This window comes from Pauljensenia sp. UMB0895 (genome assembly GCF_030218905.1).
Classification (GTDB): Bacteria; Actinomycetota; Actinomycetes; order Actinomycetales; family Actinomycetaceae; genus Pauljensenia; species Pauljensenia turicensis_A.
In genome coordinates, this window is sequence record NZ_JASOQR010000012.1 from 247,798 (window position 1) to 266,276 (window position 18,479).

The 18,479-nt window shown below is 56.1% G+C and carries 18 protein-coding genes and 1 tRNA gene; 9 read left to right on the plus strand and 10 right to left on the minus strand.

What is annotated here, in order from left to right; genetic code table 11:
* Positions 1-27 precede the first annotated feature (27 nt).
* Entirely contained in the window at positions 28-1,788 is a 1,761-nt protein-coding gene (locus QP503_RS05665; RefSeq protein WP_103631842.1) for an adenine deaminase C-terminal domain-containing protein, read from the plus strand.
* Positions 1,789-1,796: 8 nt separating this feature from the next.
* The gene (gene add, locus QP503_RS05670; RefSeq protein WP_103631843.1) at positions 1,797-2,795 is read left to right on the plus strand and encodes an adenosine deaminase; all 999 of its coding nucleotides are present in this window, start codon (positions 1,797-1,799) and stop codon (positions 2,793-2,795) included.
* Between the two features lie 81 nt (positions 2,796-2,876).
* Here add and QP503_RS05675 read toward each other — a convergent pair whose 3' ends face one another.
* The 5 genes from QP503_RS05675 to QP503_RS05695 all read right to left on the minus strand — a co-directional run bounded on the left by QP503_RS05675 (position 2,877) and on the right by QP503_RS05695 (position 7,582).
* On the minus strand, positions 2,877-3,077 hold the full coding sequence (locus tag QP503_RS05675) for a hypothetical protein (RefSeq protein WP_141089599.1): 201 nt from the start codon (positions 3,075-3,077) through the stop codon (positions 2,877-2,879).
* 234 nt (positions 3,078-3,311) lie between these two features.
* Positions 3,312-3,551 (minus strand): IS3 family transposase, encoded by a 240-nt coding sequence (locus QP503_RS05680; protein ID WP_103631847.1) that lies wholly within the window; start codon positions 3,549-3,551, stop codon positions 3,312-3,314.
* A 10-nt stretch (positions 3,552-3,561) separates the two neighbouring features.
* On the minus strand, positions 3,562-3,864 hold the full coding sequence (locus QP503_RS05685; RefSeq protein ID WP_219810834.1) for a transposase: 303 nt from the start codon (positions 3,862-3,864) through the stop codon (positions 3,562-3,564).
* Between the two features lie 247 nt (positions 3,865-4,111).
* Positions 4,112-5,839 (minus strand): ABC transporter ATP-binding protein, encoded by a 1,728-nt coding sequence (locus QP503_RS05690; protein ID WP_103631849.1) that lies wholly within the window; start codon positions 5,837-5,839, stop codon positions 4,112-4,114.
* Between the two features lie 6 nt (positions 5,840-5,845).
* Positions 5,846-7,582, minus strand: a complete 1,737-nt coding sequence (locus QP503_RS05695) for an ABC transporter ATP-binding protein/permease (RefSeq protein WP_103631850.1) — start codon at positions 7,580-7,582, stop codon at positions 5,846-5,848.
* Positions 7,583-7,723: 141 nt separating this feature from the next.
* On the opposite strand from QP503_RS05695, the gene QP503_RS05700 reads away from it, so the two are divergent.
* The 4 genes from QP503_RS05700 to QP503_RS05715 are packed head-to-tail and all read left to right on the plus strand — an operon-like array spanning position 7,724 to position 10,730.
* Positions 7,724-7,909, plus strand: coding sequence for a hypothetical protein (locus QP503_RS05700; protein WP_103631852.1), 186 nt, complete (start codon positions 7,724-7,726; stop codon positions 7,907-7,909).
* Positions 7,903-8,925 carry a FecCD family ABC transporter permease gene (locus QP503_RS05705; RefSeq protein WP_103631854.1) on the plus strand — a complete coding sequence of 341 codons (1,023 nt, stop codon included), beginning with the start codon at positions 7,903-7,905 and terminating at the stop codon, positions 8,923-8,925. The genes QP503_RS05700 and QP503_RS05705 overlap by 7 nt, the downstream gene beginning before the upstream one ends.
* Positions 8,926-8,947: 22 nt before the next feature.
* Positions 8,948-9,937, plus strand: a complete 990-nt coding sequence (locus tag QP503_RS05710) for an ABC transporter substrate-binding protein (RefSeq protein ID WP_103632048.1) — start codon at positions 8,948-8,950, stop codon at positions 9,935-9,937.
* Positions 9,938-9,941: 4 nt separating this feature from the next.
* Positions 9,942-10,730 (plus strand): ABC transporter ATP-binding protein, encoded by a 789-nt coding sequence (locus QP503_RS05715; RefSeq protein ID WP_103631856.1) that lies wholly within the window; start codon positions 9,942-9,944, stop codon positions 10,728-10,730.
* A gap of 741 nt (positions 10,731-11,471) precedes the next feature.
* Here the strand turns inward: QP503_RS05715 and QP503_RS05720 are convergent.
* On the minus strand, positions 11,472-11,822 hold the full coding sequence (locus QP503_RS05720) for a hypothetical protein (RefSeq protein ID WP_103631858.1): 351 nt from the start codon (positions 11,820-11,822) through the stop codon (positions 11,472-11,474).
* 149 nt (positions 11,823-11,971) lie between these two features.
* On the opposite strand from QP503_RS05720, the gene QP503_RS05725 reads away from it, so the two are divergent.
* Together QP503_RS05725 and QP503_RS05730 are read left to right on the plus strand one after the other, a co-directional pair.
* Complete coding sequence (locus tag QP503_RS05725; protein ID WP_181002084.1) at positions 11,972-12,112, plus strand: hypothetical protein; 141 nt, start codon at positions 11,972-11,974, stop codon at positions 12,110-12,112.
* Between the two features lie 295 nt (positions 12,113-12,407).
* Positions 12,408-12,608 carry a hypothetical protein gene (locus QP503_RS05730; protein ID WP_103631860.1) on the plus strand — a complete coding sequence of 67 codons (201 nt, stop codon included), beginning with the start codon at positions 12,408-12,410 and terminating at the stop codon, positions 12,606-12,608.
* A gap of 130 nt (positions 12,609-12,738) precedes the next feature.
* On the opposite strand, the gene QP503_RS05735 is transcribed toward QP503_RS05730, so the two are convergent.
* Both QP503_RS05735 and QP503_RS05740 read right to left on the minus strand, forming a co-directional pair.
* Positions 12,739-12,812: transfer RNA gene (locus tag QP503_RS05735), tRNA-Val, on the minus strand.
* Positions 12,813-12,896: 84 nt separating this feature from the next.
* Complete coding sequence (locus QP503_RS05740; RefSeq protein ID WP_103631863.1) at positions 12,897-13,295, minus strand: DUF3052 domain-containing protein; 399 nt, start codon at positions 13,293-13,295, stop codon at positions 12,897-12,899.
* 282 nt (positions 13,296-13,577) lie between these two features.
* Between QP503_RS05740 and aceE the strand changes: the two genes are divergently transcribed.
* Positions 13,578-16,316, plus strand: a complete 2,739-nt coding sequence (gene aceE, locus QP503_RS05745) for a pyruvate dehydrogenase (acetyl-transferring), homodimeric type (protein ID WP_285101400.1) — start codon at positions 13,578-13,580, stop codon at positions 16,314-16,316.
* 136 nt (positions 16,317-16,452) lie between these two features.
* Here aceE and aspA read toward each other — a convergent pair whose 3' ends face one another.
* Positions 16,453-17,916 carry an aspartate ammonia-lyase gene (aspA, locus tag QP503_RS05750; protein WP_103631864.1) on the minus strand — a complete coding sequence of 488 codons (1,464 nt, stop codon included), beginning with the start codon at positions 17,914-17,916 and terminating at the stop codon, positions 16,453-16,455.
* 212 nt (positions 17,917-18,128) lie between these two features.
* A complete protein-coding gene (locus QP503_RS05755) occupies positions 18,129-18,479 on the minus strand; it encodes an acyl carrier protein (RefSeq protein WP_103631866.1) in 351 nt (116 codons plus the stop codon).

Sequence of the window (18,479 nt, forward strand, 5' to 3'; positions counted from 1 at the left end):
GCGCGCCCCTAAAGCGAAGGAGTAAAAATGCCTAACCGGCACGTAATGGATGTGGCCTACGGCAGGGCACATGCTGACAAAATCATCGAAAACGGCAAGCTGGTTAATGTCCTAACTGGCGAGATCTATCCAGCAGACGTGGCCATCGCGGACGGCCGTGTGGCTGCCGTCGGCGATGTGTCTGTGCAGAAGGGCCCCAATACCGAGATCATCGACGCCGAGGGCCGCTACCTGACCCCGGGTTTGATCGACGGTCACTTGCACATCGAGTGCTCGAAGCTCTCTGTGACGATGCTCGCCGACATGGTCGCACGTTATGGCACCACCTCGGTCATCTCCGGACTCGATCAGGTGTTGGTCGCCGCAGGCATTGACGGCGTCAAGGAGTTCCTGGCGGAGGCCGCCGACTCGTCGGTACACGTCTGGTGGGGAGCACCGGCTAAGGCGCCCTACACCATCCCCGAGTCCAACGTCGGTTATGCGTTCAAGGCCGAAGACCACAAGATAGCCCAGGAGCTGCCCGAGTGCGTCGGCCTCTGGGAGACGGTTCAGGAGATGGTTGAGGACGGCGACGAGGACGTTCTGGCCGCGATGGACATGGCGGAGAAGAACCGACTGCACGCCTTCGGCTGCGCGCCTCTGGTGGACGCCCGCAGGGTGGCTGGATACGCCTCTTCCGGGGTCGTCCTATGCCACGAGTCTTACTCGCCTGAGGAAGAGCTGGAGAAGATGCGCAACGGCATCGACATCATCATCAGGGAGTCGACCGCGGCCCCGATGCTGCGCGAGAACATCAAGCTGGTCACCGAGATGGGCGCCCCGAGCGACCGTGTCGGTTTCTGCACCGATGACATAACCTCGAGCGATGTGCTTGGCCGTGGCCATCTCGACTACGTGGTTCGCCTGGCCATCGAGTGCGGCGTGACCCCGATGCAGGCAATTCAGATGGGCTCGATCAACACCGCCCGCATGTACAAGCTCGATCACAAGATCGGCTCGATCGCGCCCGGCCGCTTCGCCGACATCCTGTTCGTGGACGACCTGAATGACTTCCGACCCGCACGCGTGATGACCGCTGGCCGCATCGTCGCCGAGAACGGCAAGTCGGTCGTAGCTCCGGTGGCGCCCGAGCGCACCTCGGTTGTGGCCGACACCTTCAAGCTGAAGGAAGTGGACGCAAGCCGCATCAAGGTCGAGGCCGAGGGCTCCAAGGCAGTCGTTCAGGCGATAGTGCTCAGCAAGGACGTGGCCTTCCGCCGTCCCGGCGCGGAGATCGAGCTGGACATCGTCGACGGCGTGGTTCAGCCCTGCACCGAAAAGGACGCAATCATGGTTGCCGTCGCCGAGCGCTACGGCAAGACCGACAACCTGCCGGTTGCCTTCATCAACGGTTTCGGTATCAAGAAGGGTGCGATCGCGACCTCCAACTCGCCAGATGACAACAACGTCGTGGTGGCCGGAACCAATGCGGCAGACATGGCCCTCGCCATCAACGAGGTGACTAGGCTTGGAGGTGGCCAGGTGGCTGTTGCCGATGGCGAGGTCATCGGCAGCTTGCCACTGCCGGTAGCCGGCATCGTAGCTGACATTCCAGCTGAGGAGATGGCCGCTGCCGAACAGGAGATGGATCGCATCGCCCGCGAGGAGTTGGGCAGCGATCTACCGTCACCGTTCGGCCAGCTGTTGTTCCTGTCGATCACCGCAATCCCGGAGTGGGCGATCACCGATCTGGGCCTGATCGACTGCGTCAAGTTCGTCGTCACCGATCCTGTAATTTCCAGCAACTAGGACTCAAAGTGAAGATTTCACCCTTCGTTCAGAAACTGCCCAAGGTTGAGCTGCACCTACACATCGAGGGCACGCTCGAGCCGGAGCTGAAGTTCAAGCTCGCCGAGCGCAATGGCATCAAGCTCGCCGAGGAAACCCCCGACCAGGTTCGCGAATCATACGATTTCGACGATCTGGCGTCCTTCCTGGCTGCGTACTACGACGGCATGAACGTGCTGCTGACCGCCGAGGATTTTTACGACCTAGCCATGGCATACCTGAGCAAGGCAGCCGAGCAGAACGTGCGCTACGTGGAAATATTCTTCGACCCCCAGGCGCACACCTGCCGTGGCGTCTCGTTCCACACCGTCATCCATGGTCTGCACCGCGCCCAGGTCGAGGCCGAGAAGAAGTTGGGCATCAAGTCAGCTCTGATCATGTGCTTCCTGCGCGACTTCCAGGCCGAGTATGCGATGGCCACGCTGACCCAGGCCCTGGATTACAAGCACTGGATCATCGGCGTCGGGCTGGACTCCGACGAAACTGACAATGCGCCCGAGAAGTTCGCCGAGGTCTTCGCTCGCGCTCGCGAGGAGGGCTTCCTGCTGACTATGCACGCCGACGTCGACATTAAGAACTCGATCGAGCACATCCGCCAGCTGATCGAGGAGATTAAGGTTGACCGCATCGACCACGGCACTAACGTCATCGAGAACCCCGACTATGTGCAGTATCTGGTGGACAACAAGATCGGCCTGACCAGCTGCCCGATTTCCAACACCTGGGTTTCGGACGGCTCCAAGACTCAGCTGATCAAGCAGTTATCTGACAAGGGAATGAAGATCTGCATCAATTCCGACGACCCTGCATACTTCGGCGGCTACATCGGCGAGAATCTGCAGCTAGTTGCCGATGAGTTGGACGCAGATGAGGACTTCCTCAAGCAGCTCTGCCTGAATGCGGTGGATATTTCGTGGGCCACCCCGACGCTCAAGAATCAGTTGCGGGAAGAGATTGCCGCCTGCTAAACCTTTCCAGCAACATAATTGGAGCCTTGGCTCAATGAAGCTGCTCCTCCGCACTTCAACTCGGAGGGGCAGCTTTTATCTTTAGACGCCGCTGTCTGGCGGGGGATCCTTCAGCAGATCCTCCTCCCAGGCAGCCTTCTTCACACTTTCTAGGTCGACCGGGTCCTCGATATGTTTCTCAGCAGCCGCAATGATTCGCTTCTGCTGCTTGACAACGAAGCGCTTGATGTTTTGGCCGGCGACGCTATAAACCGATTCGAGAACCTGCAGCAGCGAGATCACTACTAGGGGTTCGTCGGGAGTACACACCAGTGACAAAAGCTGTGTACACAAAGCCTTTCTTCGTGCGCACATAAGTAATGTCCGCCACCCACAGCCCCGATTAGGGCCAGGAGCCCTAAATTCACGATTTACCAAGTCTGGGCGAAGATCCGGGCCCTTGGGCTTACGCCTTGTGATTGGTGCTCCGCCTTTGCCCTTGCCGGACAAACCAGCGCTGCGCATCAGCCGGGCTGTTTACTCGCGGCCGATGTCAATGCCCTGACGTTGCAGCACGCGCCACATCTTCCGCACGCCGTAATTTTCAGCATGAACGTCGCGAATATGCTCCACGAGAGCAGCGTCGCGAAGACTGCGGGCTTTAGACTGGCGGTACCCACGCGAAGTAAGGAAGCCGCCTTCGCGATGCGTGTTTAACGTCTGGCAGATGAACTCGACTGAGAAACGATTCCGATACTCATCAATGAACCGGATCATTTCCGACGTTTTAGGTCGAGTTCCGACGCGAAAAAGCCGAAGCTGCCTTCAACAACTCGTTGGTGTCCCTCAGCTCTTGATTCTCTCGACGCAACCGTGCGTTTTCTGCAGCAAGGTCCTCGGGCATTGATTCCACAACACGTCCTTCGCGACGAGCGGCCTGCGTCCATTGCCTCGCCGTGTGCCACGAGATGCCCAGCTTTGGTGCCACGATCTTGCAGGCTGCCTGCATGGAAATATTCTCCGCCAGGATGCGGTCTTCCACGAGGCGGACCACACGGTCCTTCGCCTCCTGATCAAATTTTCTTGGCATGTTCCAGATTTTCCCATCTACTCAAACGGAACAAAACCTGGGGCACTTCAGTAGACCGAGCCTTCCGTCACAAACCATTCAACTCAAACGAAGAACGCCTCGAAACTCTCCTCAAGTCCTACCTCAAACTGACAGAAAAGGACGCACTCATCAAAACCACACGCCACCTAATCGACATCCTGAACAAGTCGATCCCACACTCACAAACCCCCACACAAAACGTAAAACCAGGTGATTTAGCATCCAACTAGGTTATTTGGCTCCCAAGAAGAGAAACGTAGGTGGGGTTGTTCTTGAGTTGCTCATGAGACCCTGCAGCAACAATCCGCCCATCCTCAAGAACAATAATGTGCTCAGCTATGCGAATAGAGGCAAGCCTGTGAGCAATAACAACCGTCGTGCGATCAGCCCGCGCGTGGCGCATGTTCTGAGCAATAGACGCCTCGAGTAACGGGTCAATATTAGCTAACGGCTCGTCGAGGATAAGCATATCCGGGTTACGTAAGAAAGCACGCGCAATCCCAACTCGCTGGCGCTCGCCACCAGAGAGCGTGGTTCCTCGATCTCCCACCCTCGCGTCAAGCCCACCCAGCGAAGTCACCAACTCGCTAATATCGGCATCCGCAAGGGCCCTCCAAATATCCTCATCGGAAGCATCAGGGTTAGCCAAAGTAAGATTGTCGCGCACAGTTCCAGCAAAAATATGACAATCCTGAGGCACCAGCGCCAGCCGGTCGCGGTAGCGGTCCGGCTCATAGCCGCGCAAATTCTTCCCGTTAAAACGCAGCTGCCCAGAACGCGGATCCAAATAGCGCATAGCAAGATTAGCCAAAGTAGTTTTACCCGCCCCAGACTTACCAACTATCGCAACAGAACGTTGCGGATTAGCAGTGAGACTAACTTGATTGATCACCGGAAGGTCAGGCCGGTAGGCAAACACCGCGTTATCAACAACGAAATAGTTCGCCTCCCCCTCATAGGTTGTGTGCTGAGGTTCCGGGATAGTAGGAATCGGGTCTTTCACGTGAAGAATAGTGTTAATCCGGTGCGCACAAGCACCGATCTCTCCCACACGCCCAAGCATCCCCACCAACGTAATGGCCGGTGTGGAAACCAGCCCCGACAAAACCACAGCAAGGGGAAGTATCGCCACATCCAAACTGCCGTCAAGCACACGTCCAGTGAGGATAACTAACAAAATTGTAGAGCCGATCGTGGTAACGATCATCGCGAACGTTGACTCCCACGCTTGCCGCATGGTTTGTGCGTTTTTTGTGGCCTGCACTTGGCGCGTCAAGACAAGAATAAGTTGGTTTTGTTTCTCAACCATTCCAAGGGAACGTAACTCGCGTTGCCCCTGAATAGAATCCAACACCGCAACCCGCAATTCGGCTAGCTGACTACGTATCTGCGCACCCTGCATACGCTGAAGAGGCATAAGGATGAAGGGAAATATGATCATAGCAATAGTGGGCACTAGCATGATCAGCCCCAACGGACCCACAAAACTCACAAGAACACCGGTGAACACTACTGGCGAAAACACCGCGCAGATTGCGGTAGAGGCAGTGTGCGCATAAAACCACTCAAGCTGTTCGGCATCATTCATAGCCGCTGACGCCACATCGCCGGTACGTTGACCATGGAGCCCAAGTGGCGCGATCCGTTCTATAGCCCCATAGATATGCACTCGTAAAGTGTGCAAAATTCGGTATGCAACCTCGTGCGACCACCACACTTCGAACAGGGTGCTGACCGCATAAACCGCCACCAAGGCGAACAGCAAAGTCGCCAGTGGTGTGAGGTTATGAGCGGGGTCGAGAATGAACTGGGTTGAAACCCACACGGACGTAACCGATACACCCACAACACTGATTTGCGCTAAAGCGGTGACGATCGTGGACGCCACGAAAAGAGGAACACATTCGCGTAGCCGTTTCATCAGCGCCATGAAGTCGCTAAACGTAGAAAACATGGTCGATCAGACTCCTAACTGTGCGTCAATAAGCTGCGACCACGCATTGTCTTCACCGGCCAGCATCTGTGGCGCACCAGCGCAGAACACGCGACCATCTCCCATCACCACAACGTGGTCCGTTTGTGCAGCAACATCCGTACGGTGGGTGACCAGAATCAGCGTGAGATCTGGGTAGGCGCGGCGGATATTCGACAGTACAGTAGTCTCGGTCTGTGTATCCAACGCGGACGTAGATTCATCGAGGATCAACAACGGACACTGGCGAATCAGAGCGCGCCCAATCGCTAACCGCTGTTTCTGCCCGCCAGAAAGATTGTGCGCGTGCTCTTCAATCACCAGGTCGAGCACACTGTCGTCCCCCGCTTGACCGCTGCCCCCCTGGTGTAAGTCGTTAGCGCATGCCAAGATTAAGGCGTTCATCATTGCCTTGTCATCCGCTTTCGGATTAGCTTCAGCCAATATGGATCTGATAGTTCCTGGAAAAATAATCGGATCTTGCGGAACCAGGGTAGCTACCTGCGCGATGTCCAGTTGGTCTGCTTGCACGCCGCCAACGGTGATCGTTCCACTATTGGGATGGTCAAAACCCATCAGTAGACCTAGTGCCGTGGATTTACCCGACCCGGACAGACCGACCAAAGCAGTTGTTTTACCGGGTGGCGCGTCGAACGTGACGTTTGAAAGCGCGGGCTCCGTAGCGCCCAAGTATGTGTAACTGGTATCGATAAAGGACACCCCGGTGCCATCCTGGCGATGTCCAGCCACTACGGAGGGTTTGTCGTGGATGCCCTCTTGATTGAATAGTTCACTCATTGCTGGCAGAGCAGAAATCCCAAAGAATGCCTCATGCCAGCACGTTGACAATGCGCTAAACGGGCGAAACAGCTCAATCGATAACAAAGTAATGATGAACAGGTGGCTCAGCGGCATGTCTTCCGCCCGTATCAAACTGATAGCGATGACCAGGCCGAGAGCAGGGCCAAGCACCTTCATCATGCTGGACAGGCCGGTTTCTCCCAGTGAAAGGCGAAGTTGCCCCATCGTTGTTGACAGCAATTGACGTGATTGCTTGGCCAGTTTTTCGCCATGAATCTGAGCAGCCCCAAATGATTTCAACGTCCCCATGCCCATCATGGCGTCAACAAAGTCCGCGTTGAGATCCTCATACGAAATCCAGTGGGACTGCCCTCGATCAGCAAGGGCTTTATCCCATAGCCGAGGAATAGCGATAATCGCAAGGCCACAGACCAGTAGCACTCCTGCAATCAGCGGGCTGATTGTCCCGATAGCTATCGTCAATCCTGTAGCGGTAATGACAGTGACCGCCAACTGGGTGAAGTACTTAACGAAATAGGGTTCCACTGCCTCTACCCCATCGGTAACAACCGACTGTATTTGCCCGGAACGGCCCAGCCCTGCCCGCATAGGACCGCGAGCGTCAAGTTGTCCGAGCAGGGCTTGCCGCAACCGGCTTTTCACCACCAGTCCCGCGCGGTTTTGTAACAGCTGCCCTCCCACATCCACTAGCGGGCGAACTAATAGCAAAATGACGATAGCTACGATCAGGCCCATCACTGTAGGCATGTAGCGGGTAGTGAGTAGCTCGTTAAACAGGAGCGCGTTACACACCGCAGTAGCGATGAACAAACCAGAGACGAGGACGCCCGACAAAACTGCGGGAGCCAACAGCCCCACGGATACTCCAGCGGCGCGCATCACTAAGCGCTGCTTCATGAACATGGTCATCTACCTTCGCATCTTTAGAGCAATGAGGACTAGACACCAAATTATACTTAGATTAGCCTTACCTAAGTGAAGTTTGGCATGTTTTTCCGACCATGACAAGAGCGCACAGCTTTACTACGCCAACCAGGAGGGCTTGTGAACACGCGGATTTTGCAGCGCATTCACGTATATGCGGACACTGTCCAGCTCCTCGGAAAGATCCGCTTACCTGCTGAAAACCTGCTCCACCTTGGCTGGGAAACTGCTCTGGCCACGCAAATCTATGGGGGTTACGTTACGACAGCTAGCGCGAATATGAAGGACATGTACGCACCATGCTAACGAAGCGATACCAACGCCTTGCCCTAGTCACCGCGTTATCCATCTTGCTGATATGCACCTTTGTCGTTGCAGTAATCGTAGGAGCTACCGACATCTCACTATCAGTAGCGCTTGAAGGCATCAAAACCACACTACTGAACACGCCAACCAACGACGTTGATACCCAAATCATCGAGCAGGTCCGATTCCCCCGCGCTGTTCTTGGAGCCACAGTTGGTGCTGGGCTTGGCGTATGTGGCCTCATCACCCAATCACTTTTGCGCAACCCGCTAGGAGACCCCTACATCCTCGGCATCTCGTCGGGCGCTTCCGCGGGTGCGGCTGCCGTCATCGTCTTGGGAGCCTCCAGCACTGTACTATCCGCATTGGGCGTCACCATCGGGGCTTTTCTTGGCGCATTAGCGGCCATCATCCTCGTCACCCTTCTGGCCTCGGCCGGTGGGAAAATCACGCCCACGCGTATCATTTTTGCGGGCATGGCAACCACCTACTTGTTTTCAGCACTGACCAGCCTGATCACGCTCATGGCAAAAAACGCTGCCGGCACTAAATCGGTCATGTTTTGGACGCTCGGCTCGCTATCCAATGCCACTTGGGCTGACACCACGCTTGCCGCCACCGTCGTCATTATTGCTCTCGCCTGCTTCACAATGTGGGGAAGGAGGGTGGACATACTTAACCTTGGTGACGACACAGCAATCTCGCTGGGAACAAGCCCCCGCCTCTACCGGAACCTTCTATTCCTCGTCGTAGCCTTAACCGTTGCCGTCCTTGTGTCCCTCACCGGAGCGATCGGATTCGTTGGCCTCGTGGTCCCCCACATCGCCAAACAACTCGTTGGATCCACAACGCGGGCTGCACTACCCACTGCTGCCTTGTGTGGCGCACTCCTTGTTGTCATAGCAGACACCTGCACTCGCATCATAATCAGGCCCGCCGAAATACCTATCGGAATCTTGACCGCGCTTGTAGGAACACCAATGCTAATGGCCCTGATCAAGAGATATTCCAAATAGAAAACAGAAAGGAAAACCTGTGATGATGAAGAAACAATTCATCGCTGGAACTCTCGGCGTTATGCTCGTCGCCGGCGCGCTTACCGCCTGCTCAGAAACTGACGAGCCCAACAACAACGCTGAAAACGCAGCTATTACCATCAATAACTGCGGGGTAGAAACTACCTTCAACGAGCACCCGAAGAAAGCCGTTTCGATGGGTGTAACCGGCTTGGCTTACCTGTTCGCAGCCGGCGCACAGGACTCCATCATTGGCCGGGCCAACGAATGGGGCGAAGAACCGCCGGCATGGATTGGTTCAAAAGCCGATAGCATCGACGTGCTCTCCGACGAATCCATCTCAATGGAAGCTCTTTTGAAACTGGAGCCTGACTTGGTCTACGGTGGCGGGTTTAGTTCTGAAAACTCCAGCCCCGAGGCAGTCGCAGCTAAAGGCATTCCTGCGATCGTTGACGCGCCAGAATGCGCCTACTTCTACCCGGATCAACCAGAAAATGAGTCCTTCGACGCGATCTTGGCAGAAGTGACCCAGCTCGGCCAGCTCATGGGCACGTCAGAAAAAGCCGACGCCACGGTTGCTGACCTAAAAGCCAAACTTGAACAAGTCAGCAACGAAAAAATCGGTCAAGGGCGCAAAGTTTCTTACGCCTACTACTACGGAGAAGATCCCGAGCTGTTCAGCTACGGCAACCAGGGTGTAGTGGGAGAAATCAATAAAGCCCTCAACCTAGAAACCGCTATCGATCCGAACTACCACCCCCACCAAGGCCCCATTGCCCCCGAAGCCTTCGTGAAATCAGACCCCGATGTCATCATCGTGCTCACCGGCATGGGCGGGGCAACACAAGAAAGCTCGCTGGAACGCCTCGCGAAGATTCCCGGCTACAACGACATGAAAGCCGTGAAGAACGGCAACATCATCTACGCCGAATCAGCCGCCGCCTACGCTTCACCCACGGCAATCTACGGCGCCCTTAATTTAGCTGAGCAGTTGAAGGAATTAGGAGAATAAACCGATGAGCGATTCTCCCCTCACAATAGAAAACGCTAGCGTTCGGTTTGGAGACACCCAAGTCCTCACCAACGTCTCTTTTGAGGTACCCCAAGGACAAATCCTTGGAATTGCTGGACCTAACGGCTCCGGAAAAACCACCCTCATGAGAGCCCTGTTCGCTGCGCAAAAACTATCCGAGGGGAGAATCGTCATCAATGGCGAACCGCTAAGCACACTCAGCTCAGGCCAAATTGCCAGACGCATCGCGGTTGTTTCCCAATTCGAACAAGACATGGACCAAACCCGCGTCATCGACATCGTGCTACTTGGTCGAGCACCTCACCGCAAAGACATTCAAGGCTACAACGCCACCGACTACGAAATTGCCCGTGAATCCCTTGACGCTGTCGGGATGACCTACTCCCAAGACCGATACGTTCACACCCTTTCTGGAGGCGAACGCCAACGCGTCCTCATCGCCCGCTCACTCGCTCAGCAGTGCAAATGCATCCTTCTTGATGAGCCCACCAACCACCTCGATGTCAAATACCAACACCAAATTCTCAGTGTCATCAGAAAAGTCAGCGACACTGCTGTCATTATCCTGCACGACCTGAACCTTGTTGCACGGTACTGCGACAACACGATCATCCTCAAAAACGGACACCTGCACACCAAAGGCAACCCAGCAGAAATCCTGACGCCACAACTTATCCGCGAGGTCTACGGCGTCAGCGCCACCGAAGTCAACGATGCGGGCACTAAACAATTCAGTTTCAAGCCACTGCCCCAAAACACGCACCCACGATAAGGGTCAGCTACAAGAACCGCCCAGGCGACAAGTAGAAGAGTGTAGCTACTTACGCAGGTAAATCCTTTCAAGATCAGCAAAACATTCGTCTAGGTAGCCTCCAAGGCTAGCCGACCTGTTTGAACAGTTCATACAGGTGGTCAGCTAACTTCACATCATGGTGAATAAGAGTGCCTGAAGACGATGGTATTGCAGCGACCAGATCATGCTTTTAGAAATAGTCAAGTTCTTCTCAATCCGGCTCACTATCATCTTGGACTTAATCTGCAATTAAGAACCCCCCTAGCTAACTGATCACAAATCTAAGGCAGATTACCTATCTGTATCTTCGCCGCTAAAACGCCGATGTGATTCGTGTCTTTGTTGTATGTACTTCCATTCTTTGCCTCAAAGAAAGGGCAAATCTTCAGGCCAATCCTCTGGCCGGCTCAGCAGGCACAAGCACCGCCATCACGTTCGAAACCATCGGTGTCAAACAGCCCGCGAGTAGAACTCAATCCGCTAACAGCCCCTTAGCTGTTTGGATATCCTTCGTGCCTTCTCGTCCATTCCATTAAGCCGAGCTCGAGTAGACATGCGCCCCCAGCCCTGCGTCATGTAGCGCATCGATCCAGAAGCCACAGCACGACTGCACCGTAGCCACACTCGGATGCATAGGGGCATGACGCTTCTCATAAGAGTGCGACACTCAATGGCCCCGTCGTACGTGCCGCCGCCTCGCGGAGCGCATCTAACGCAATTTCATTGGACACCACAGCGGGGATGGTGCTCACGGTAGACGGCGAGCACAGCTTCACCCCACTCCCACGTGCCATCCGGTGCGACGGCGTAACACATGAACTGGCGCACGCGAGCCTTCACGTCGTTCCAACTTCCGAGGCGGGCGCACATGCTACTCGGCGACGCCAGACCGCGCGATTTCCAGTACTCCTCATACTCGGCAAGCGAGTACTTCTCAACATCGTCACAGAAGAACTGCAACATAGCCACCAACGATGGGGAAACCGGGTTGACTGGTTCCAAGCCATAGTGGACGTTCACCAAGGAGTCACCGCTGTGGCATAAGTTGTGAGCCCATTCTTTCAAGCCCATGGTTTTCGCCTTCAATAATGGTACCAAGATCAAAGCCTGGGCATTCCCAGGGGTAGACCACCCCACGTCACAATGGCATTTCCATATCCCGGCCCCGCCTCCAGGCCGGGGATGTCTGAGCCAACTTATCCTGGTACTTCAGGCACACGATGGAGGCACTCATAGCGCAGATTACGACTACCGGAACGAAGATCGAGAAGCGACCGCAGCTCGGCTTGGACCTGCTCCTGCTTGAGGGCCGCGCGGACGGAAAAGCCCTCGGCGATTACCTTGATCGTGGCGAAATCTAACCACGCACCCACCCGACGCGCGCTTGCATCCACCTTGGGCAACCGGAGGTGTCGCGTCACTTCATATCAACAACGTGTCTTAATGAATCCGCCTTTCATCGGCAATTCAAATCACAACAACGAACAGAAAGCTGACCGTGCCCATTTATTTGGGTCCGTGAAGGTTCTCGATTACGTTGCGCGCTAGTAAAAGACAGCAACTGACTAGATGCGAAGTATCCACATCCGCGTGGCTTTCGTTTCAACTCATTCGATGTGTCAGGCGCAGCAGGTGACTCCCCTCTGACCTCCCTTGATGGGTGACGGCATCGTCATCAATTTTGCTCACCGCTCGGCCGTGTTGAACAACAACCGCAACGACAAATTGTCGATTTCGACGATCGTGTCGATCCTGCTGACAATCGGCACTGTCATCACCGATTTCTTCGGGATGGACGTCGAGCTTTCCTGTAGCACGACCTCAACGCATGGAAATACATTTGAGTCTTCGCGCTGATACCGGGAGTTTTCAACGTTCTGATCCTGAAGTGGGCGCGCTACAAGCGCTGACCTTGAGGGCTTATTCACAAGGTTCGCGGGAGTCTCGACGACAAAACGCAAAGGGGAAAGCCCGTGGGTACAAAAAGTGGGCCCGGCCGGATTCGAACCGACGACATCTGCGGTGTAAACGCAGCGCTCTGACCAACTGAGCTACAGGCCCATTGCCCGTAGACTTACGGGAACAGTCGAAAGCATACTGGGCTTGCGTTTCTCGCGCGAATCCCAGTGGCTTTTTGAGACTAAATCAACGACCCCGAGGACGAGCCGTCAAACGAATACCCGCCCAGTCATTACCAACCGAGGCAGCGGACGTGGAATGCAATCCCGCAACCTTCGCAGCTTCTTCAACATCAGCAACAGGAACGGTTCCCGCACGACCCGGCTTCGGGATGAAGACCCAGATCAGACCACCGTCATCAAGGTTCGACAGAGCGTCAACCAGAAGGTCGGCAAGGTCATCTTCTTCAGCATCATCTGCACGCCACCACACGATGGCACCGTCAACGACATCTCCGTAGTCCTCGTCGACGAGCTGTTCGCCCGTCTCGGATTCAATGGAGACGCGAATCTGCTGGTCAGCGTCATCGTCGACGTAAAACTCTTGAACAATCTGTCCCAGTGTGAAACCGAGGCTCACCGCCATGATGAACAACCACCCTTCGGCGTGAGCGCACGGAGCGCTGAAGTATCTAACACCCTTTTATCGTATTGCACATCACTGCTGAAACTCCATTTGTCCACGCCGTGAAGACCAGCGGAAAGGTCGGGCACATCTTCCCGATGGCCCAGCGTGCAATAATGAGGCATTACTCATGGGTCAGAAGTCCCTGTAGGGGTCGCATGAAGAGCCCGAACAGTGGACAATAGGAACGAGGGCACGAAGCCGTGCACCACCGTAAAAGCTAAGCAATACCAGAGGGGATTCGTGAGTCACTTGAGCGAAAACCATCCCGTTGTTAACGGCCTGATTAGCCAGGTTCCGGACAACGATCCGGCAGAGACCGCCGAATGGATTGAGTCGCTGTCCGGATTGATCGACGAAAAGGGTGGTCCGCGCGCCCGCTACATCCTGCTTCACATGCTGGATCAGGCACGCCACCAGGGCGTCCATGTTCCGCAGGAATACACGACTCCTTACGTCAACACCATCCCGGTGCACGAAGAGCCCTACTTCCCCGGTGACGAGGCCATGGAGCGCCAGTACCGCCGTTGGATCCGCTGGAACGCAGCCGTCCAGGTGACGCGCGCACAGCGCCCCGGCGTCAAGGTCGGCGGACACATCTCGTCCTACGCATCCGTTGCCACCCTGTACGAAGTTGGTTTAAACCACTTCTTCCGCGGTAAGGATCACCCGGGCGGTGGCGACCACGTCTTCTTCCAAGGCCACGCCTCTCCGGGTCCCTACGCACGTGCGTTCGTCGAAGGTCGTCTTTCCGAAGAAGAAATGGACGGCTTCCGTCAGCAGGCATCGACCGAACACGGTCTGCCCTCGTACCCGCACCCGCGCCAGCTCCCCGACTTCTGGGAGTTCCCGACCGTTTCGCTGGGCCTCGGCCCGGCAGAAGCCATCTATCAGGCATGGTTCGACCGCTACCTGCACCTACGTGGCATCAAGGACACGTCGCAACAACACACCTGGGCATTCATCGGTGACGGTGAAATGGACGAGCCCGAATCGCGTGGCATGCTCCAGCTTGCCGCCCAGCAGGGCCTCGACAACCTGACCTTCGTCGTCAACTGCAACCTGCAGCGCCTCGACGGCCCGGTCCGCGGTAACGGCAAGATCATCCAGGAACTGGAAGCCTTCTTCAAGGGCGCCGGCTGGAACGTCATCAAGGTCATCTGGGGCCGCGGCTGGGATCAGCTGCTCGCCTCCGACAAGGACGACGCTCTTGTCCACGTCATGAACGACACGCTCGACGGCGACTACCAGACCTTCAAGGCCAACGACGGCGCATACGTTCGCGAGCACTTCTTCGGTCGCGACCCGCGCACCAAGGCCATGGTTCAGAACTGGACCGACGACCAGATCTGGGCACTGCAGCGCGGTGGCCACGACTACCGCAAGGTCTACGCCGCGTACAAGGCAGCGATGGAGCACACCGGCCAACCGACCGTCATTCTGGCGCATACCATTAAGGGCTACGCTCTTGGTTCGCACTTCGCAGGCCGTAACTCAACCCACCAGATGAAGAAGCTGACGCTGGAAGATGCGAAGCAGCTACGAGATCGTCTACAGATTCCGATCACGGACGCAGAGCTCGAACGCGATCCCTACATGCCTCCGTACTACAAGCCGTCTGAGGACGATCCGGCACTCCTCTACATGAAGGAGCGTCGCGAGAAGCTTGGCGGTTGGGTTCCCGAGCGTCGTGACGACCGTCAGCCGAAGCTACCACCGTTGCCGACCAAGCCGTTCGAGGGGCTGTCGAAGGGCTCCGGCCCACTCGAGGTCGCAACAACCATGGCACTCGTTCGCCTGTTCAAGGACCTCTTCAAGGACAAGCAGGTTGGCCGTTACTTCGTCCCGATCATTCCTGACGAAGCCCGTACCTTCGGCCTCGACGCGATCTTCCCGTCCGCAAAGATCTTCAACACGCACGGCCAGAATTACACGGCCGTTGACGCTGACATGATGCTCTCCTACAAGGAATCCGAGCAGGGTCAGGTTCTCCACACGGGCATTACCGAGGCCGGCTCCGCCGCTGCCTTCCAGGCTGTTGGCACCGCATACGCGACCCACAACCTGCCGATGGTTCCCGTTTACATCTTCTACTCGATGTTCGGTTTCCAGCGCACCGGCGACCAGTTCTGGGCTGCCGGCGACCAGATGGCGAAAGGCTTCGTCATCGGTGCAACCGCTGGTCGTACCACGCTCGCCGGCGAAGGCCTGCAGCACATGGATGGCAACTCACAGGTTCTGGCTTCCACCAACCGCGCGTTCGTCTCCTACGACCCGGCATACGCCTACGAACTCCGTTACATCATGGAGGACGGCCTGGCACGCATGTACGGTGAGAACGATGGTCGTGACCCGAACGTCATGTACTACATCACCGTCTACAACGAGCCGATTCACCAGCCTGCAGAGCCTCAGAACGTTGACGTTGAAGGTATCAAGAAGGGTATCTACAAGGTCGAGGATCACTCAGGCCAGGGTCACAAGGTCCAGCTACTCGCTTCCGGCGTGGGTGTGCCGTGGGCACGCGACGCCAAGCGCATGCTTGCTGAAGACTGGGGCGTTGACGCAGCCGTGTGGTCAGTTACCTCGTGGAACGAACTGCGACGCGACGGCCTGGATGCCGACGAGCACAACTTCCTCCACCCGGAGGAAGCACCGCGCACCGCGTACCTCACGCAGAAACTGGCCGGTTGCGAAGGCCCATTCATCGCAACCTCCGACTTCGACACGCTGACCCAGGATCTGATCCGCCAGTGGGTGCCCGGCGAGTACCGTGTGCTCGGTGCCGACGGCTTCGGTATTTCCGACACTCGCCGTGCGGCACGTCGCTTCTTCCACATCGACGCTGAGTCGCTGGTCGTTCGCACCCTGCAGACTCTCGCCGATCAGGGCAAGATCGATCGTAGCGTCGTTGCTCAGGCAATTACGCGCTACGACCTGTTCAACTGCGGAATCGATTCTGTTGCAGACCAGGCACACTAAGACGAACTACTACCCTGACGCGGCGCTCAGTCGCCGCGTCAGGCCTCGTCAATAAGACAAACGAAAACTGCTGGGATGCTCACCCGAGTGTCCCAGCAGTTTTTTATGCGCCGAGCGTGCGACGCCATATGAACGATTACTCTTCGTCCTCCAATTCCACGACCGACGGGTCGCCACCCGAGTAGTATCTCATGTCGCGGTACTTCGGGCGCAACAGGTTTTCAACGCTCAGCAGTTCATCCAGCGCAGCCTCGTCCAGAAGTCCCATTTCAAGAACAACCTCGCGAACGTTGCGACCACTACGCGCACACTCGCGACCAACCGCGTCACCGTTCGCATGCCCGATCACCTCGTTAAGGTAGGTGACAATACCGATCGAGTTCAGGACATTGTTACGACAGACATCCTCGTTTGCCTCGATGCCGATGACGCAGAGCTCACGCAGGGTCCGTATCGCGTTCGCCAGCAGGTTGATGGACTCAAACAGAGTTTGGCCGATTACCGGCTCCATGACGTTCAGTTGCAACTGGCCAGCTTCAGCCGCGAAGGTCAGCGCCACATCGTTGCCCATCACCTTGAAGCACACCTGGTTCACGACCTCCGGGATCACCGGGTTCACCTTCGCCGGCATAATCGACGATCCGGCAGCGCGTTCAGGCAAGCGAATTTCACCCAAGCCTGCACGAGGTCCAGACGACAGAAGTCGCAGGTCATTGCAGATCTTCGATAGTTTAACCGCAAGACGTTTAATGGAGGCGTGCATCGACACGTAGGCGCCCGTATCGGAGGTTGCTTCCAACAGGTCGTCCGCTCCCCTGATCGGCAGTCCCGTGACCTCACGCAGGCAGTGAACGACGGTGTCCTGATATCCGTCAGGAGTATTCAGGCCAGTGCCAATAGCGGTCGCGCCAAGGTTAACTTCCAGCAGTAGCGCCGAGTTGTTACGCAGACGCGGGATCTCTTCACCCAAGAGCACACTGAATGCTTCAAACTCTTTGCCTAGGCTCATCGGGACGGCATCCTGTAGCTGAGTGCGCCCCATCTTGATGACGTCGCGGAACTGCAAGCCCTTCGATGCGAAAGATTCGATCAAACGCTCGAGTTCATCCACCAGATCGTCGACTTTCTTGTACAAGCCCAAGCGGAAGCCGGTGGGATAGGCGTCGTTTGTCGACTGAGACTTGTTGACGTGATCATTCGGGTTGACGTACGCGTAGCGTCCCTTCGCATACCCTAGGTGTTCCAGCGCAAGGTTAGCGACAACTTCGTTTGTATTCATATTGACGCTGGTGCCCGCACCACCTTGGAACACGTCGATCGGAAACTGATCCAAACAGCGCCCATCTTCCAGGATTTCGTCGCACGCCCAAATAATCGCATCGGCGATTGTGTCGCTCAGTGTCCCCAGCTTCCGATTCGCCATTGCCGACGCTTTCTTGACGGCAACCATGCCACGGACAAATTCAGGTTCCTCAGCGATTGTCGAACCGGAGATCTGATAGTTCTCGATTGCGCGGAGCGTGTGAATACCCCAGTAAACCTCGAGCGGAACTTCTCGTGCGCCCAAGAGGTCTTCCTCGATACGCTTCGTTGCCCTCACCTGCGACTCCTTCGTCTATGGCTACGTGTGCTGAGCGATGCTTGTGAGCATGCTCAGCTTCACTACTACTGTGCTGTGCTATCTATGGTGACGCAAATCTAGGACGAAAGTCCACGACTTGCCGAAACTACACAAAAGAAAAACCGTCTCATCACCTTTTCTTGACCGAAGTCAAAGAAGATGAAAAAGACGGTCCTCGAACGCAGTTTCACCTACACATGCCCCGCAACACCGGAAAGCACATCGTCCAATGTCTCCCACGCATCAACCTCAGTATCTCGAATCGATAGCTTCAACTCGTGTTCAATGCGTGCAACGATCGCGTACCTGACTAACGTATCGATATCCAGATCCTTTTTCAGCGTCAGGTCACCGCGCGCATCTTCGGGGGCAAGGTCGACAAATTCCAAGATGGCATCCATCGCCACCTCACGCGCGTGCTCAGTTTTAGGGGACGAGGCCTCCCCCGCTTCATTGATCGCACCGCCTGTTTCAGGGGAGATATCAGACTTCTCCCCTTCAGCGTTGAGCGTGTACCCGAGCAGGTCAGCGATCGAACCCAC

Excerpts from the sequence above, each read along its gene's own strand:
- QP503_RS05665 (WP_103631842.1), top strand. The coding sequence starts at position 28 with ATGCCTAACCGGCACGTAATGGATGTGGCCTACGGCAGGGCACATGCT.
- QP503_RS05680 (WP_103631847.1), bottom strand. The coding sequence starts at position 3,551 with ATGATCCGGTTCATTGATGAGTATCGGAATCGTTTCTCAGTCGAGTTC.
- QP503_RS05685 (WP_219810834.1), bottom strand. The coding sequence starts at position 3,864 with ATGCCAAGAAAATTTGATCAGGAGGCGAAGGACCGTGTGGTCCGCCTC.
- QP503_RS05690 (WP_103631849.1), bottom strand. The coding sequence starts at position 5,839 with ATGTTTTCTACGTTTAGCGACTTCATGGCGCTGATGAAACGGCTACGC.
- QP503_RS05695 (WP_103631850.1), bottom strand. The coding sequence starts at position 7,582 with ATGTTCATGAAGCAGCGCTTAGTGATGCGCGCCGCTGGAGTATCCGTG.
- QP503_RS05705 (WP_103631854.1), top strand. The coding sequence starts at position 7,903 with ATGCTAACGAAGCGATACCAACGCCTTGCCCTAGTCACCGCGTTATCC.
- QP503_RS05710 (WP_103632048.1), top strand. The coding sequence starts at position 8,948 with ATGATGAAGAAACAATTCATCGCTGGAACTCTCGGCGTTATGCTCGTC.
- QP503_RS05715 (WP_103631856.1), top strand. The coding sequence starts at position 9,942 with ATGAGCGATTCTCCCCTCACAATAGAAAACGCTAGCGTTCGGTTTGGA.
- QP503_RS05720 (WP_103631858.1), bottom strand. The coding sequence starts at position 11,822 with ATGGGCTTGAAAGAATGGGCTCACAACTTATGCCACAGCGGTGACTCC.
- QP503_RS05725 (WP_181002084.1), top strand. The coding sequence starts at position 11,972 with ATGGAGGCACTCATAGCGCAGATTACGACTACCGGAACGAAGATCGAG.
- QP503_RS05730 (WP_103631860.1), top strand. The coding sequence starts at position 12,408 with ATGGGTGACGGCATCGTCATCAATTTTGCTCACCGCTCGGCCGTGTTG.
- QP503_RS05740 (WP_103631863.1), bottom strand. The coding sequence starts at position 13,295 with ATGGCGGTGAGCCTCGGTTTCACACTGGGACAGATTGTTCAAGAGTTT.